This window comes from Thiomonas sp. FB-Cd, assembly GCF_000733775.1.
Classification (GTDB): Bacteria; Pseudomonadota; Gammaproteobacteria; order Burkholderiales; family Burkholderiaceae_C; genus Thiomonas_A.
In genome coordinates this window covers 16,740-32,279 of sequence record NZ_JPOE01000005.1, presented here as the reverse complement: position 1 = coordinate 32,279, position 15,540 = coordinate 16,740, and the positions used below count along the sequence as shown (strand labels likewise).

Here is a 15,540-nt window from a genome sequence, read left to right as displayed (position 1 = left end):
CTTGCTTCTTTAAGGCTAAAAGTCGGTTGCTACACGGTCTGTCACACAACCCTTGTGGAGCAGGCCTTGAAGTCAATTTCGGAAAATGTCTATGCACGTGGCAAGCACGGCAATCTGTACGTGCGTCGCCGCATCCCCGCTGCCCTCCGTGCGGCGTACCCCCCACATCAAGAGCATATTGTCCGAAGCCTCGGCACGGCAGACCGCCGTTTTGCCAAGGAACTGGCTCGAGCTGAGAACACCCGCATTGACGCGGAGTTTCGTCAGAAACGTCAGGAACTCAACCTGAGTCAGGCATCGCTGACGCCGAAGAGCATTGCCAAGCTTGATGACGAGCAACTCCAGGCCGTCGCCAAGTTTTGGCTACGGCAGGTGTTGATGACCGACGAGCAGCGGCGCCAAGCGGGCCTCGACGATGACGAATTTGATGAGTTGGGCGAGAAGCTCACCGAGCAGCGTGCCGAGCTTGGGCGGATGCTGGCCCAGGGAAAGAGCCTGAACATTTTTCCAGCGCTGCACGGTTTCCTCTACCTCTGCGGGCTGGACTTCAACCCCGACCTGGACGAGGCTAAACGCGCCAGCTACGCCTTTCTCCGCACCGTCATCGAAACGCTCGAGCACCAGCTCAAGCGGCAGCGCGGCGATATCGTCGATACAGACAAGGTCGCGCCGGCCGTGCAGCATCCGCTGACCATCATTGCGCCTGAGCGTGCGCCGGTAAACCCCAAACTGCCCACATGGGACATGGCGTTTGAGACTTGGCGCGTCTATGTCGACAATCGACCGAAACCGACCACTATTGCGTCGCAGACACCGTGGCGCGACCTACAGAAATTTGCGAAGGCCCGGGGAGTGCAAATGCCCGGAGAAGTTACGCCGGAGCTGATGACGGCCTTTGTGGAGGACATGCGGCCTCGTCTCGAAGTCTCCACGCTCAACGAGCGTCTTACCAAAATCCGGGGCATTTACAGAGTTGCCGTAGGGAAGCACGTCCTGAAGAGCAATCCAGCGGCTGGGACTCTGGGCGTGAAGGAGAGCAGCGCCAAGAAGCGCAAGAAGCGCCGTCTTCCCTTCGATGTCACCGACCTGCAAACAATTTTTGGCTCTGAGGTTTTCACGCAGCACAAGCGGTCGAGGGGGCAGTCAGGCGAGGCCAGCTACTGGATTCCGCTGTTGATGTTTTACACCGGAGCTCGGCCGGAGGAGCTCGCCGGCCTGGCGTTGAGTGACCTCGTCCACGACCCGAAATTGGGTTGGTCGTTGAGCATCGTAGACCGCCTGTCCGATGACGACGTGGACCTCTTCGACAACGAGGTGCCCGAGTCGCACCGCCGCACGCTCAAAAACGCTGTGTCTGTCCGGCGCGTGCCGGTGGCACCGAGGCTCATCGAACTGGGTCTGTTGCGGTATGTCGAATGGCTGCGCGAGCGCAAGGCGACCGTCTTCTTCCCGGCACTCAAGAAAGACTTCCACGGAAAGCTTTCGGGTTCGTTCTCGAAGTTCTTCGGGCGCTACAAGCGCGCGCTCGGCATTACCGACAAGCGCAAGGTGCTGTACTCGTTTCGCCACTGCATGAAGGACACGCTCGAGGCGGCCGGGGTGCCGAGCAAGTACCTTCAGCGCCTGCTTGGACACACAACTGGGGACGGCCACGTGACCGATGGTTACGGCTCTGACCTGCCGTTCAATCGCTTAGCTATGTACTTCTCCCGCATACAGTTCGCAGCCATCCCTGCCCGGCCATGGGAGCCGGGACGCGGCTCCGTAAGCCTGAAGGGCGAGGACTGAAACAGGGAAAGAATGGGGCGCGCGTGGGTGCCTCTGGGCCTATCACACGTCCACGAACTCCTACGTGCCTTTTGGCAGCAGCAGGCGCGAGAGCGGGCATGTCGAGTCGCTCGCGGAGCATGAACGGACGGCTGGTGCAGCGCCAGGCGGAGCACGACGCCATCGACCAGCAGCGACACGACGCTCGATTGAGGCGGGTCTCCAGATGGGGTCGGGGGGAGACAAGTGTAGGAAGGCGGTTTAGATAGCCTGTCGAGATGCCCTCGATTGCGTGAAATTTTTCACGCAATCGAGGGTTTTGTGCTTCTGCTGGGTATCGCCCCCTAGGCGAGGGGGTTCGGCCGGCCTATTCTGGCCCTGCGTTCAGCGCGATGTCAGGTCGTCACGGTTACACGGGTACGACGTGACAAACGTTCTTTCACAATCAGACACCCCGTACTCCGCATCGTGCTGATGCGGCAGCTGACGAAGAGCGCCAGGGACGCGCCCTGAAAAGCGCCTCCCTTGATTTGGAATCGACTGCGCTTGCGCAGTCAGGTCTCGCATATCTGTACGACGCAAGATGCGTGGAGACCACCGATGCGTAGCCAAGAGCTGTTTTCTGCGCCTGTATCAGGGGGTGCAGAACTCGTCGGTCATTGGGGCTCATCCCGAGCCCCCGATGGAGAGAAAACATGAAAATCCTGAGTTTTTTTGGCACGCCGAAGAAAATTCCTTCCCCAGAGAAGCGCATCGCCACTGCCGCACATGTCGCGAATCTTGTTGTCCCCGAAGGCGGCTGGGTGCCGATGGGGCATACGCTGGAAGGCAGCTATGTCGTGCTGTCGCTGAAAACCGGCCAACTCGTGACACTGCGCGCCAACGATTTACGAATCGGCAAACTCCAGGTCTGGCTTGGCCGGGAGGCGTGCAAGACCTGCACGGTGTACGACCCAGAACTGCGCGAGGAGGTCGAGGACGCCAAGGCGCTCACCGAGGCGATTGCCGAGGAATGCGACCGCCTGGGGCTCTTCGACTTCAAAGACGTGCGCGGGCCCGGCCTGTACCGCGAGGGCGATGACCTGGTGGTGAATTTTGGCCAACAAGTCACCTCCCCGAGCGGCAAGCCGGTCTCGCTGGAGCGTCGCAAAGGGCAGCCCGTCTATCAAAGCGGTGCGGACCTTGGTTTTGCCTTGGACACGCCCTGCGCGTCTGAGGACGATGTCCAAAGCGTGCTGCGCGTGCTGGCCAGCTTCGGTCTTTCCGCGCTGGGCGACTGGATGAAGGTGGTGGGTTGGGTTGTCTCGGCTTTCTTTGGGACCGTCCTCTCCCACCGCCCCATCCTGGCCATCACCGCGGAGCGTGGCTCCGGCAAGACCACGCTCATCGAGTTTCTCGGTGCGTTGCTGGGGCCGCAGGCCATCCGCCGCGATGGTGTGCCGACGATGGCCCAGACGATTTATGCGCTGGAACATTCGGCGGCGGCACTCATCGTTGACGAGGTCGAAGCGCGAGGGTCGAAGAAGGCTGCCCTCGAGCAGTTCGCCGAACTTCTGCGTTTGCAGTTCAGCGCGACTTCCGTGGCGCGACTCATGCGGGTCAACGGTGGCCGGACGCGGTATTTCAATGCCCCGGCTGGTGTGCTGGTGACGGGCATCGGTTTGCCGGCCTTCAATGCGGCAACCGAGAGTCGGACGGTCAGGCTTGTGCTGCAGCCGCTACCGGAGGCATCGCGCGTGCGATACGAACCACTACTTGACATCGCCCGCAGTGGCGATGCGGTGGCGTTGGGTGCACGCCTTCGGCGCCTGCTCGTGGACCGGTGGGATGTGATGCGCGAGGCCTTGGCTGATGCGCGTTCCATGCTCATCGCCCTCGGGCACGAAGCTCGCATCGCGGACAAGTACGCGCCGCTCGTTGCGGGCTACGTCGCCTTGACCCGCAAGGGCATCGCTTCGCCCGAGGAACTGCGTGCCGTCATCGCCGAAATGGACCTCGGCGTGCCCGCGCACGTGGTGGTCGAGAGGGATGCTGAGGCTTGCCTCGGCGTCCTGCTCAGCCGCAAGGTGGCCATGTTCCGCATGGTCAATGGGGCGAAGGAAAAGGCGCACATGACGATTCGTGACGTGCTCACGAACATCGTGCACGCCCAGGACAACGAACACCGCGAGCAGTTGAGCAGACAGCTCGAGGAGTTCGGCGTCCGCGCTCTGTGGGTCCGTCCCAGCGCAAGCTGGAAACTCGCCGTGTGCAGTTCCGAGCAGCACCAGGGAATCAAACGGCTGATGACCGGGACTGACTGGGCTCTCGGTGGATGGAAGGATGTGCTGATGCGCCTGCCAGGCGCGATGGCCTCCACCCAGAAATTCGCCAGGGTGCCTCAGCGGGTGGTGATGCTCGACATGCCTCGCGACGTGCTGGAGCCGCAAGGCGATGACTACGACTTTCCGGAACCCATGGCCGCGTAAGCGGGCAGGGCAGGTTGGCGGGTGCGGGTGAACTGATTGTGATGCGGGGTGCGGCCGTGAGGCTGCACCCCATTTTTTTGCGCGATGGCACGTTCGTGTCTGTCACCGAACTTCAAGTTGCGGCAGCGGCAGGCATCGCTTGTCGCCCTCCGGTCCAACAGCGGGGTGAACCGTGTCACTGTCCACCCGCTCTCGCTTGGCATCAGCCCCCGACCCATCCGCCACCTGCACAGGGCGGATGCGCCCGAAGCCGTCGCCTTCCGTGATGCGCAGCCGGGATTCGGTGTCGCTATCCATCTCCAGCGAGCCCGCCGCCAAGCATCGGCAAAGCTGTAGCCCGTGGCGACGGTCTCGCGGGACACTCTGCGCCTCAACTAGACATTACCAGTTATATATGCCACCGCGTTCAACGAATTTTTTCGAATCGAATTGTGCTTCTGCAATCGCTGCCTTCCATCCAACATCCCAGATGGGCTTGCTGTATGCATAGATTCCGCCGATGTTAGTCACGAAGCGGCCCAAGGGGTCAACCATTAAATAAGAGCCGAGCATGTCATCGCTACCCTCCGCGGCGATGGTGAGTAGGCGTTCGAGCTTTTCATGCCTTTCAATAAACGACTGGAACTGTTCAATCGAAACGGAGAATTCAGGAAAGGCGGAGTCGTTCTCACCTCGAATGTGGAGGGCTTGGAAGATTTTCCAGCGCTCGGGCCGCGCTTTGGACAAGAAGGGCACAAAATCTTCTTGCCAATTCTGAGCAGATACGACGGTATTAACCTTCGTCCGAATGCCAGCTGCGTTGAGCAAACGAAAGAGCTTCCCGTAGTAATCCCTATCGGGTGCACTCCCCGCGCCCACTCGCCGCCCAATCCGCGAATTTGTACCCGCATCCAAGCTGTCTACGCTGACGGCTGCCCAGTTCAAGCATTCGGCGTGCCTCTGCAGCCACGCCTCATCGACTTTGGTGCCATTGGTGACAATCATTGTCACCATGCCCCTGGTAATGGCTGCCTCTAAGAGGTCTTTGAGCCACGGACAGAGCGTGGGCTCGCCGCCCACAAGCGTAAGCTTCTGAATTCCAGCGGATGCCGCCGCCTCGACGACGGCTAGCGCACGTTCTCTAAGTTCCTGCTTATCCCTTCGCAATTGCGGAACTTGGTCATCGAACTGCGCAAAGCAATACCGGCAAGCCATGTTGCATGGTTGCCACACATGAAAATTCAAAGCCGTGATGGACGACTCTTGCGCTGATGCTGCACTCATTGAAACTCTCCAGAAAGTTGACCAATGAGTGGTTGTCAACTCTGAAGTTTCGTCGAGGCACTTTTTCATTATGCCTCGGCCAGGGCAGCTTAGCAAGCCTTCTATCGGCGCACCTGCGGCCCAAAATTCAATACGAGCTCTGTCGCGGCTTTGTCGTATTCATTGAGCGCCCTTATGAGTTCATCAGGAGGGCGCCACCATTTCGAAAATGCTTCGCTCAACATGGGAGTGATGCATCGTTGGAAAATCAACCTTGTCCCAACAAGCTGCTCTGCATAATCAAAAATTCTCTCAGCCTCAGTCCGAAACGTCTCGTCAAAGCCAAGACTTGGATGTGTCCGCTGATTGAGGATATCGTAATAATTGTCGTAAAAGATTGGCCACAGGTCCCGAAGGGCCGGGACTGGATAGTGCTTTGCAAGAATTGCCTTGCAACGCCATGCAACGGAGCCGACATCCTTGGCCCGCTCATGACTTTTGTCCTTCTCGCGGTGAGTGAAATAGGCTCCATGCATGTCGCGTTCGGGAAACCAGTGATTTACCTTGGAATAGCGGGTATCCGAATATTGCAGTAATATTGCAGTGTTTTTTAGTTCGGCTTCCGCGGCACCTTGCCCGCGCATCAGATATTCGCGTTCCGGTCGCGGTATTTTCGCAAGAGTTTCTGGTTTGGTTAGTTTGTTTATAAGTTCCCTTGATGAGAAGTACTTTTGATAATTGGAGCGCATCTTGACGAAAGAAGCGTACAGATAAACTCGCTGATGAAGATAGTGGCCGGCGGGGTCCGGTTCAATGCCAAAGATATCTTTATAGGTGAGGCAAAGTGCAGCCTCGACATACAGCTCAAATAGACTTTTGAGAATCGAATGAGCGCCATCCGTCTGCGGAGTCATTGTCGGCTTCTCCGCGTCAAAGGTAAGTCTCGATAACGCGGCAATATAGCGGCGAATCCGACATGTTTGAGGATGCAGAATTTTTTGAAAGGAGTCCGTTGATGGCTCGTCGAAATTTATTGGTCCTGATGAGGCGATAAACCTATTAAGTAAATACGCTGCGGCATTGAGCCAGTCCGCGGCGCATTCGATGGCTTGGGTTTGGGCAAAATTTTCAGCAGCTTCGTTGCGGTGCATGAGTGGTATGAGAAAGAGGCCTTCTTAAGTGCTCAAGTTGCGTGTGGAAAACGCCCTGTAGACCTGCCTTGCCAGCATCCCCAGCATCGCCGTGAACACTCGCTCGTCCTTGAGCAACTGACCCGCAATAGCGTTGTGCCCGTCTTGGCTGTCAATGATGGCGTCGGTCATGATGTCCTTGAAAGACCCAAGGGCGAACTGCTGCTCGCTGTTGTTGCGCGCCTGCTCGGCCAGGGCTTCGCTTTCCATCAGCTTTTCCGTGATGGTGGTCACGTAGCCGACCATGTCGCCTTCGGTCAGATTGCCTGAGAACAAGTCATTCATCACGCCCACGATTTCGGCAAGCTGTTTTTTTTCGTCCTCATCTGCCGCGCCTGTTCCCGCCTCGGACACGGGCTTGAGCTTGACCACTTCGCCAGAGGCCAGGTCCAGGGTCTGCTCGCCGATTTTCTGTAGCCGGTAATGTGTCAGGCGCACGTCGGAGTCCAGCTCGAGGATGCTCGATGAACCGCGTTCGAGGATGCGCGGCATCAGGTTCTTGCCGAAGGCGTAGAGCTTCTCCAGGTCAGGGTCGTCGTAGGGGACGATTTGCGACAGGAAGTCATACACGCGCAGGAACGTCCCCAGGTCCTTGCGGAACTGGTTGGCGTCTTCGGGCGTGGTCTCCGACAGCTCGGCGAACCGGTCCGCCGCTGGCTTGAGATAGGCGTGCAGCCCGGCCTGTTTGCGCTTGGGGTCGAAGAACGCCTCGGCAAACAACTCCACCTCACTCGGCAGGTAGACCCCGGCCTGGTCGAGCTTGATATGGAGCTCATGCACGATGTTGGGGTCCGTCACTTCTTCCAACTGAGCCGTGCGGTAATAGGGCTGGAACGCAGCCAGGATTTCCTCGGGCTTGTTCACAAAGTCCAGCACGAAAGTCTCGTCCTTGCCGGGGTAGGTGCGGTTCAGGCGTGAGAGCGTCTGCACGGCCAGCACCCCCGACAGGCGCTTGTCGACATACATGGCGTACAGCAGCGGCTGGTCAAAGCCCGTCTGGTACTTGTTGGCCACCAGCAGCACCCGGTAGACGTTCTCCTTGAACGCCTCGGCCGGGTCCTTGCCGCGGATATCGGGGTTCATGTTGGATTCGTTGAACGGGTCGGGTCCGGAGTCCAGGTCTTCAACGTTGCCGGAGAAAGCCACCAAGGCGCGCATGTCCTTGTCGTAGCCGCGCTCCTTGATGTACTTGTCCATCGCCAGCTTGTAGCGCACCGCGGCCTTGCGGCTGTCGGTGACCACCATGGCCTTGGCCTTGCCGCCAATCTTGGCGGCCACGTGCTGGCGGAAGTGCTCGACGATGACCACCACCTTCTGGGCGATGTTGTAGGGGTGCAGCACGGCGTAGCGGGCCAGGACCTTCTTGGCCTTCTTCTGTGGCACGAGCTTGTCGTCGGCCATCGACCCCAGCTTGTAAAACATCTTGTAGGACGTGTAGTTGCGCAGCACGTCCAGGATGAACCCCTCCTCGATGGCCTGGCGCATCGAATACACATGGAAGGCCTCGGGTTTGCCGTCCGCGCCCGGTCGGCCAAAGAGCTCCAGCGTCTTGGATTTGGGCGTGGCGGTGAAGGCAAAGTAGCTGACGTTCTCCGGGCGCTTGCGGCCTTCGAGCACGCCGTTGATGACGTCCTCGGAGGTGAGGTCCTCCGGGTCGATGTCGACGTCGACATCGACGTCCAGCAGTTCACCTTCGAGCTCGACCTGCACGGTCTGCTGGGGCTTGTCGTCCTTGGTGAGCGCGGACCGCAGCTTTTGTGCGGCGCTGCCGGATTGGCTGGAATGGGCCTCGTCGATGATGAGAGCGAAGCGCTTGCCCTTGAGCGCGCCCACCTTGTCGATGATGAAGGGAAACTTCTGCAGCGTGGTAATGATGACCTGGGTGCCGCTGTTCAGCGCCTCGGCGAGTTGGGCGCTGTTTTCATCAATCTTCTGCACCACCCCGGCTTTGTGCTCGAACTGGCTGATGGTGTCCTGCAGCTGACGGTCCAGCACCCTGCGGTCAGTGATGACGATGACCGAGTCGAAAACCTTGTCGTCCTGGGCGTTGTGCAGATTGGCCAGTCGGTGCGCGCTCCAGGCAATCGTGTTGGATTTACCCGAGCCCGCCGAGTGCTGCACCAGATAGGCGTGCCCGGCCCCTTCGTCGCCGGCGGCCTTGACCAGACGCAGCACGGCGTCGAGCTGGTGAAAGCGCGGGAAGATGAGGGTTTCCTTGGTCGACTTGGCGCCTGTGTTGGCATCCACCTCGGTCTTGACCTCCAAGTGGAGGAAGTTGCCCAGGATGTCGAGCCAGACGTCCTTGGACCAGACGTCGTGCCAGAGGTAATAGGTGGGGTAGCCATATTCGGGTGGAGCTGGAGGGTTGCCAGCGCTTGCGCCACCGTAGCCATCGGGGCGCCCCAGGTTGAACGGCAGGAAGAAGGTCTTGTGGCCATCGAGCTTGGTGGCCATGAACACTTCGTCGGTGGACACGGCGAGGTGCACCAGGGCGCGGGTCTTGAACTGGAGCAGGGCCTCGGGCTCGCGGCTCTTGGGGTCCTTCGGTGGGCGGTCCTTCTTGTACTGCTGGATGGCGTCGGTGATGTTCTGGGTCAGGTCAGTCTTGAGCTCGGCGGTGGCCACTGGCAGGCCGTTGACGAAAAGCACCAGGTCGATGCTGTTTTCGTTATGCAGGCTGTAATGCAGCTGGCGGATGACGGACAGGCGGTTCTGCTCGTACCAGGCCCAGAGCCCTGGGCTCTTCTTGTGTGCCGGGCGGAACTGGCACAGGGTGAAGCGGGCGTTCCGGTCCTTGAATCCGTGTCGCAGCAGGTGCAGGGTGCCGTGCTTGTCCAACTGCTCGGCCACGCGCTTGACAAAGACCGAGTCCGAATTGCCGTTGTGCCAGGCCTTGAACTTGTCCCACTCCGCACTTTGCGTTTCCTTGACGAACGCCAGCAGGTCATCTGGGAACAGAGCCAGCTCTCGGCTGTAGCCGGTGGCGTTCTGAAGGTGCGTGCGCACAGTCCAGCCGTGGCTGGCCAGGTGGTCGCAGAGCTCGTTCTCGAAGATGCGTTCGGTGTGGACGTTGGAGAGCTTGGGCATTTTTCTTGTGTGTTACGTCTGTCGTCAGGAGGCGGGCTGTCGCATGACTTGGTGCAGCGTGCGACCATCAGATGCTTTCCATGTCTCCCAGCCATTAGCTGTCCGTCCGAGCAGGGCCACTGCCGCCATGCTGGGCGAGCGAAACAAGTGGTCCTTGGTGAACACCACTTTGTCACCCTCCGCAGCCATGACGCCCACATCGAGCAGCTTCTGACGGAAGCGCTCGTCCGATTTGCCAGCGATGGAGGGGACGTTCTCTAATCGCCCAGTGGACCCTTTGAGGACGACGAAGCCCTCCGCCGTGTACTCGCCGCGGGCATTCGCTCCTCCCGCTGTGCAAAAGAAAAGTTCTTTGGCATTGGTTTCCCCCACGGGCTTAGCCACGGCTTCGAAAATAGGGTGACCGAGCGTGGCAACCAGCACGCGCATGGTGTCGTAGATTTCTAGGCAGTCAGCTTCCAAGGGAGCGGGAGTGTGCGGCTTCGAGCCCCCATTCCCGTTCTCCAGTTGATAGCGACCAACCTGTTTCGCCTCCTTGATGCACTGCCACTCGAGAAAGGTCACGTGTGTCTGCGTCAGACTGTTCGTCAATGACACAATAACCAATGCCCGACTCCAGAAGTCCTTCTTCTCGTTGTGCTCAGCGAGACGCTTGCCGACGTTTCCGGTCTGGCCGATGTACAGGCTCGGCATATCCGCATCGTCGCCATCCCCGACCAGGGAGTAGACGCCGACCTGGGACGCCTCCGGCATCGCCAAAAAATCATCCAGAAGCCGCCTGGGCACCTCGAAGACTCGCACGATGCGGGTGGTGATTTCCGCCATGCGGATGCCACTCGGGTTGCCGGATGGAAGGAAGATTTGGATGGTTTGAGGCCGAACGCTCATTTGTCAAATCCGAATTTCTTGCGGTGCTCTTGAAGGTAGGGTTTGTGGCGCGGGTGGATGGAACGAAGCCGTGCCGAACCAGACAGTCCGATTACGGCAAGGTCTTCCCTGGAGACTTTGGAGCCCACGAGAAGCGCACCGTCATCCCCGAACGCTATGAGACCGCTATCAAAGAGCCTGTCGATAGATGCAGCGAGAAGCAGCCCGTTGTATTCATCAAGGCGTTCATCGTTGCTGGAGTCTTTCCACGCCTTGGCATGCGAAGCGATGAGCACCGATTCGAGGCCGCAACCAGACACGGCGCACTTTCCGCCCCAGATATGCAGCATCCTTTGCCGGTAACCGCCCTGACCGATACGTGCGTTGATAAGTGCCTGGCGAGTCGTCGCGGGTACGCCCTGCGTTCGAGGGTCTGCATCAATTTCTCGCTCCGCATCGCCTCTGCCCAAGGCGTCGACTTTGCCTTCGATGAGCCCAAGGTCCAGCATGGCCTGCACGAGCTGTGGGCGCAATTTCCAGCGCCACTGCCCATCAGCCCCGGGAGGGGCGATGGTCGCTATCGCTTGAGTCGCGTTCTCAAGCGAGTCCAGGTCGAAGTAGTCGGCAAAGAGTCTGCCGAGTTCGCCGTACTGCGTGTTCGCAGCTTCATAGGATGCGTAGCCACCCAATTCCGCGATGTCACTCATCGACAGCGTTCGACCTCCGGCCGATGCGTGACCGACGAGCACTGCGCGTTGAGCAGTCGAAATTTTGTCAACAAGTGCGTCTAGCGCGGCCGAATAGTTGTCTGCCGTGAGCGCCTCCAAAAACACCAACGCAGCCTCTGCCTTGGCAAACTCGGCGTGCCCTTTTGCCTCTTGTCGATTGATTGGCTGAAATTTGGCCTGGGCGACAAGTGGAAAGAACTCGGGTGCTAGCCAGTAGCTCTCGATTGCCCTCTGCGAGAGTCCCACGGTGTTGCCGTTTTTCCCCTTGATTGACTCCTCTGGCCTAGCTCGAACCCCGAGCCCTTCAAGGACGACAGCTTGGATGACTCGTCGAAGGTCCGTCGTGTATTCCGCCTTCCCATGCCGGTCACGGCCTATCGCAAAGCCGTGGCGGCCCGTTCCCCTCTCGCCCTTGATGTATGGATACCGCCGGTCGCCATCACGGTCGATGAGAGCGAAGCGCTTGTCGATGCTCACGCAACCTCCAACTGACGAGCTTTGAAATCATCGATGTTCAGTTGGCCAGTGACCGCGGCGGAAATCAACGAGGAGCGGTATTCGCGGAGGCGGGCGATATGTTCTCGGCAGTGACTTATCAAGCCATCTACGCGCTCCTTCCTTTGCCGAAGGGCGAGAACAATCTCATCCTGCTCATGCTTGGGAGGAAAAGGCACCTTGACTACGCCAAATTCCTCAAAGTAGAGGCGTAGACGCATGTCCATGATGCCCCGGAATTTGCTCTTCAGTTCCGTCAAATAGATGCCACTTCTGAACAATGCATCGTAGAACCAAACGTTCAGAGGTACCTGATGTCTGAGAATGTCATAGGCTGGACTCGTGACACCGTCGTAGCTAGACGCCGCGATTGCACCCATCCAAGCCAGGAGCTTATTGACTACAAGGTCGTCCTTTCTGACCATCCAGTACCCATCAGTAGACGTCGCCTTATTCCCACGTTCTTCCAACTCCTGTCTCGGGCGAACTCCAATATCGGTGTAGAGCGACAACAGTTGCAATCCGTGGTTGTCAACGCTGGCTTCGGCGACTAGGCGAAATAGACTCTTCATTGACCTCAATTGCCAATGGCTTGGAATTTCACCCAGCCATGGGATGCCCGTCTCAATATATGTTGCACAAGGCCGTATACCTCGGACAACCATTTCCGCAGACATCGCCGCCCAGTACTCGTGTAACCGCTCAACCAACCGCTCCTTCTCTGCAATCAAAGCATCAATCCGCGCCGTCTTCTCGTCGAGGAAGTTGGCGATGCGTTCTTGCAGGAGTTTCGGGGGACACGGCACCTTTAGCGCCCCGATGAATGACCAGTCCGCTCTCGGCATCTTCGAACCGTAGGTTGAACCGTTCACTGCCTCTACGAATTCCGAGGTGAGCAGGCAATACCTTAGGAAGCGTGGCTCGGCCTCTTGCGGTCGCAAGACAAGGCTTTCCGTCGTGCAGAATCCAGCCCTGTCAGCTGTCCAGCCCTTGGCAAGGTAGGGTCGAAGTTTCCCGAACAGTACATCGTCTTTCGCAAAGACATTCGCGCCACCTTCCGGCGGTTGCTGCAATTCAACCCCCGACAACCGGCCCGTCCAGGACTCGAATTGCTCGAGTCCAAGGTATTCGCTTTCCGAAGGGACCGCGTCAACTTTCTCACCGCGAAGAGGCGCCACAAATTTCAGCGGCCGCAAGGGCAAGTTACTGCTAAACGGAGTGAGACTGCTCACGCCACCACTCCCTTCATCAACTCCAGGAACCTTGCCTCCATCGCCTTGATTTCCTCGGCAATCACCTCCGGAGGGCGCGGCGGCTTGTAGACATAGAAGTAGCGGTTGAAGTTGATTTCGTAGCCCACCTTGCCGACCTTGCCGTCCTTCTCGTCGCACACGCCCTCGTTCACGTAAGCGTCAGGCACATGGGGCAGGACCTCGCGCTGCATGTAGGCGGCAATGTCCTCGCCCAGCGGGATGCTCTCGGTGTCACGCAGGTCCGGGTCGTAGGGCTTCTGCCCCTTCTTGACCTTCACCTCCTTGCCGGGCCGCGGAGGGCGGTCCACCGTCACCTTGCGGTAGCCGAAGAAGGTGCTGGGGAAGATTTTGGACACCACGCGTGGCGGTTCATCCTCGGCCTGGCCGCTTGCGGCTCCTTGGCCGTTACCTTTGACCGGCTCCTTGTACTCCAGGCCGAAGGTGGCGCCATCGAGGTTGCCGGAATACGTCTCAACGATTTCGACAATCTGCTCTTCGGTCAGGTACACGCGCTTGTTGCCCAGACTCTTCTTCATCTTGGCGTACATGCGCGTGGCGTCAATGAGCTGGACCTTGGCCTTGCGGTCGCCTTGCTTGTGGTTGTCCAGAATCCAGATGTAGGTGGCGATGCCCGTGTTGTAGAAAAGGTCGTTGGGCAGCGCGATGATGGCGTCCAGGAGGTCGTTCTCCAGAACCCAGCGCCGGATTTCGGATTCCCCGGAGCCGGCATCTCCAGTGAAGAGGGGCGAGCCGTTGAGCACGATGCCAATGCGCCCACCGCCTTCGGCTGCCGGGCGCATCTTGGAGATGAGGTGCATCAGGAACAACAGGGAGCCGTCCGATACACGCGGCAGGCCCGGGCCGAATCGTCCGGCGTAGCCTCGGCGCTCGTGCTCGGCCTTGACCACGTCCTGCACCTTCTTCCAGTCGACGCCAAAGGGCGGATTTGCGGCACCGTAGTCGAAGGTCTCAGCGACGAAGCCATCTGCCGAAAGGGTGTTGCCCCGGACGATGTTCTTGGGGTCCTGGCCCTTGATGAGCATGTCGGCCTTGCAGATGGCGTAGGACTCGTCGTTGAGTTCCTGGCCAAAGAGGCGGATGACGGCAGACGGATTGATACTCCTGGCGACCGCTTCGCCGACGGACAAGATGCCCCCGGTGCCGGCTGTGGGGTCGTAGAGGGAGCGGATGACGCCCGGCTTGGCCAGCGCCTCATCGTCTCCTGCAAACAGGCAGTGGACGATGAGGGAGATGACCTCGCGCGGGGTGAAGTGCTCCCCGGCGGTCTCATTCGAGGCTTCTGCAAACTTGCGGATGAGTTCCTCGAACACCAGACCCATGGTCTCGTTGGGCACAGCATCTGGATGCAAGTCGATGCCGGCAAATTTCTGGACGATTTGAAATAGCAGGTTCTTGTCGTCGAGCTCGCCAATGCGGTCGAGGAATTTGAACTGGGCAAACACATCCATCGCCTCCGACGAGAAGTCACCGATATAGGTGATGAGGTTCAGGCGAATGTGCTGGGGGTCGGCTAGCAGCCCCGGCACGGTGAAGGGGCTGGTGTTGTAGAAAGTCTGCTTGCTCTTGCGGGTGAGGAAGATGTCGAGATTCATGCCCTCGGTCTTGCGCTTCTTGTGCTCTTCCAGCACGTCCTGTTTGGTGCTTTCCAGCACGCAATCCAGACGCCGCAGCAGGGTGAAGGGCAGGATGATTTTTCCGTAATCGGCCTGCTTGTAGTCTCCGCGCAGAATGTCGGCGACGGACCAGATGAAGTTGGCGAGTTCGGAGAAGGATTGGGCCATTGGCTTGGGCGTTTTAGTTTTGGGTGAGGGATGCCGAAGGCGCCACCGCCTTGCTCGTTCATCTTGAGCTACTGCTTGGCGCAACGCCTCGTTCCAATCTGAGTTTACGGGCGGCGGCTGAGATGTAACTGGCGCAAATGTGACCAAGCGTACGCGCCACAAACGGCATGGGCGTCCAGGGGACTAAGCCACGCTTAATACTCCACTCGGTATAAGCTAAGTCTGTGTCACGACACTCCTATCAACGCAACTGCATTGCGCCGCCTCTGCGTCTTTGCGCAGAGGCATCGTTCGACACCATTGATGGAGTATCACCATGAAATTGAGCAAATCCTTCCTTGCCGCCAGCGCGATTGCCCTCGGGCTGGGTACCGCAGTCACCGCCCATGCCTTTGATGGTCAACAATACACCAAGGACGCCAAAGTCACGCTCGAGCAAGCCAGAGCCACCGCCCTGAAGGCCATTCCCGGCGCCACCATCACGGACCAGGAACTGGAGCATGAAAAGGGCGGCAGCGGTCTGCGCTACTCGTTTGACGTGAAAGTCGGCCAGGCCGAGCACGAAATCGGCGTGGACGCCAAGACGGGCGCAGTCTTGGAGAACAGCGTCGAAGGTCCGAACAAGGACTGATGAGCGAGTG

11 protein-coding genes are annotated in these 15,540 nt (G+C 59.0%); 3 read left to right on the top strand and 8 right to left on the bottom strand.

Annotation, left to right across the window (positions count from 1 at the left end; all coding sequences use genetic code 11):
* Nucleotides 1–66 precede the first annotated feature (66 nt).
* Both CD04_RS0113735 and CD04_RS0113730 read left to right on the top strand, forming a co-directional pair.
* Entirely contained in the window at nucleotides 67–1,788 is a 1,722-nt protein-coding gene (locus tag CD04_RS0113735; protein WP_031407705.1) for a site-specific integrase, read from the top strand.
* A gap of 674 nt (nucleotides 1,789–2,462) precedes the next feature.
* Complete coding sequence (locus CD04_RS0113730) at nucleotides 2,463–4,235, top strand: hypothetical protein (RefSeq protein WP_031407703.1); 1,773 nt, start codon at nucleotides 2,463–2,465, stop codon at nucleotides 4,233–4,235.
* A gap of 102 nt (nucleotides 4,236–4,337) precedes the next feature.
* On the opposite strand, the gene CD04_RS0113725 is transcribed toward CD04_RS0113730, so the two are convergent.
* The 8 genes from CD04_RS0113725 to CD04_RS0113690 all read right to left on the bottom strand — a co-directional run bounded on the left by CD04_RS0113725 (nucleotide 4,338) and on the right by CD04_RS0113690 (nucleotide 14,899).
* Nucleotides 4,338–4,532: a hypothetical protein gene (locus CD04_RS0113725; RefSeq protein WP_031407701.1), complete on the bottom strand. Its 195-nt coding sequence runs from the start codon at nucleotides 4,530–4,532 to the stop codon at nucleotides 4,338–4,340.
* Between the two features lie 84 nt (nucleotides 4,533–4,616).
* Nucleotides 4,617–5,498, bottom strand: a complete 882-nt coding sequence (locus tag CD04_RS0113720) for a viperin family antiviral radical SAM protein (RefSeq protein WP_197033132.1) — start codon at nucleotides 5,496–5,498, stop codon at nucleotides 4,617–4,619.
* A 101-nt stretch (nucleotides 5,499–5,599) separates the two neighbouring features.
* On the bottom strand, nucleotides 5,600–6,628 hold the full coding sequence (locus tag CD04_RS0113715; protein WP_156030296.1) for a hypothetical protein: 1,029 nt from the start codon (nucleotides 6,626–6,628) through the stop codon (nucleotides 5,600–5,602).
* Nucleotides 6,629–6,652: 24 nt separating this feature from the next.
* Nucleotides 6,653–9,754 carry a type I restriction endonuclease subunit R gene (locus CD04_RS0113710; protein WP_031407696.1) on the bottom strand — a complete coding sequence of 1,034 codons (3,102 nt, stop codon included), beginning with the start codon at nucleotides 9,752–9,754 and terminating at the stop codon, nucleotides 6,653–6,655.
* 24 nt (nucleotides 9,755–9,778) lie between these two features.
* Entirely contained in the window at nucleotides 9,779–10,579 is an 801-nt protein-coding gene (locus CD04_RS0113705; RefSeq protein ID WP_231480640.1) for a GIY-YIG nuclease family protein, read from the bottom strand.
* A gap of 59 nt (nucleotides 10,580–10,638) precedes the next feature.
* Entirely contained in the window at nucleotides 10,639–11,826 is a 1,188-nt protein-coding gene (locus tag CD04_RS22725) for an HNH endonuclease (RefSeq protein WP_051849299.1), read from the bottom strand.
* Nucleotides 11,823–13,076 (bottom strand): restriction endonuclease subunit S, encoded by a 1,254-nt coding sequence (locus CD04_RS22720; protein ID WP_051849298.1) that lies wholly within the window; start codon nucleotides 13,074–13,076, stop codon nucleotides 11,823–11,825. The genes CD04_RS22725 and CD04_RS22720 overlap by 4 nt, the downstream gene beginning before the upstream one ends.
* On the bottom strand, nucleotides 13,073–14,899 hold the full coding sequence (locus CD04_RS0113690; protein ID WP_031407688.1) for a class I SAM-dependent DNA methyltransferase: 1,827 nt from the start codon (nucleotides 14,897–14,899) through the stop codon (nucleotides 13,073–13,075). The genes CD04_RS22720 and CD04_RS0113690 overlap by 4 nt, the downstream gene beginning before the upstream one ends.
* A gap of 316 nt (nucleotides 14,900–15,215) precedes the next feature.
* On the opposite strand from CD04_RS0113690, the gene CD04_RS0113685 reads away from it, so the two are divergent.
* Nucleotides 15,216–15,530, top strand: a complete 315-nt coding sequence (locus tag CD04_RS0113685) for a PepSY domain-containing protein (protein ID WP_031407686.1) — start codon at nucleotides 15,216–15,218, stop codon at nucleotides 15,528–15,530.
* Nucleotides 15,531–15,540 lie beyond the last annotated feature (10 nt).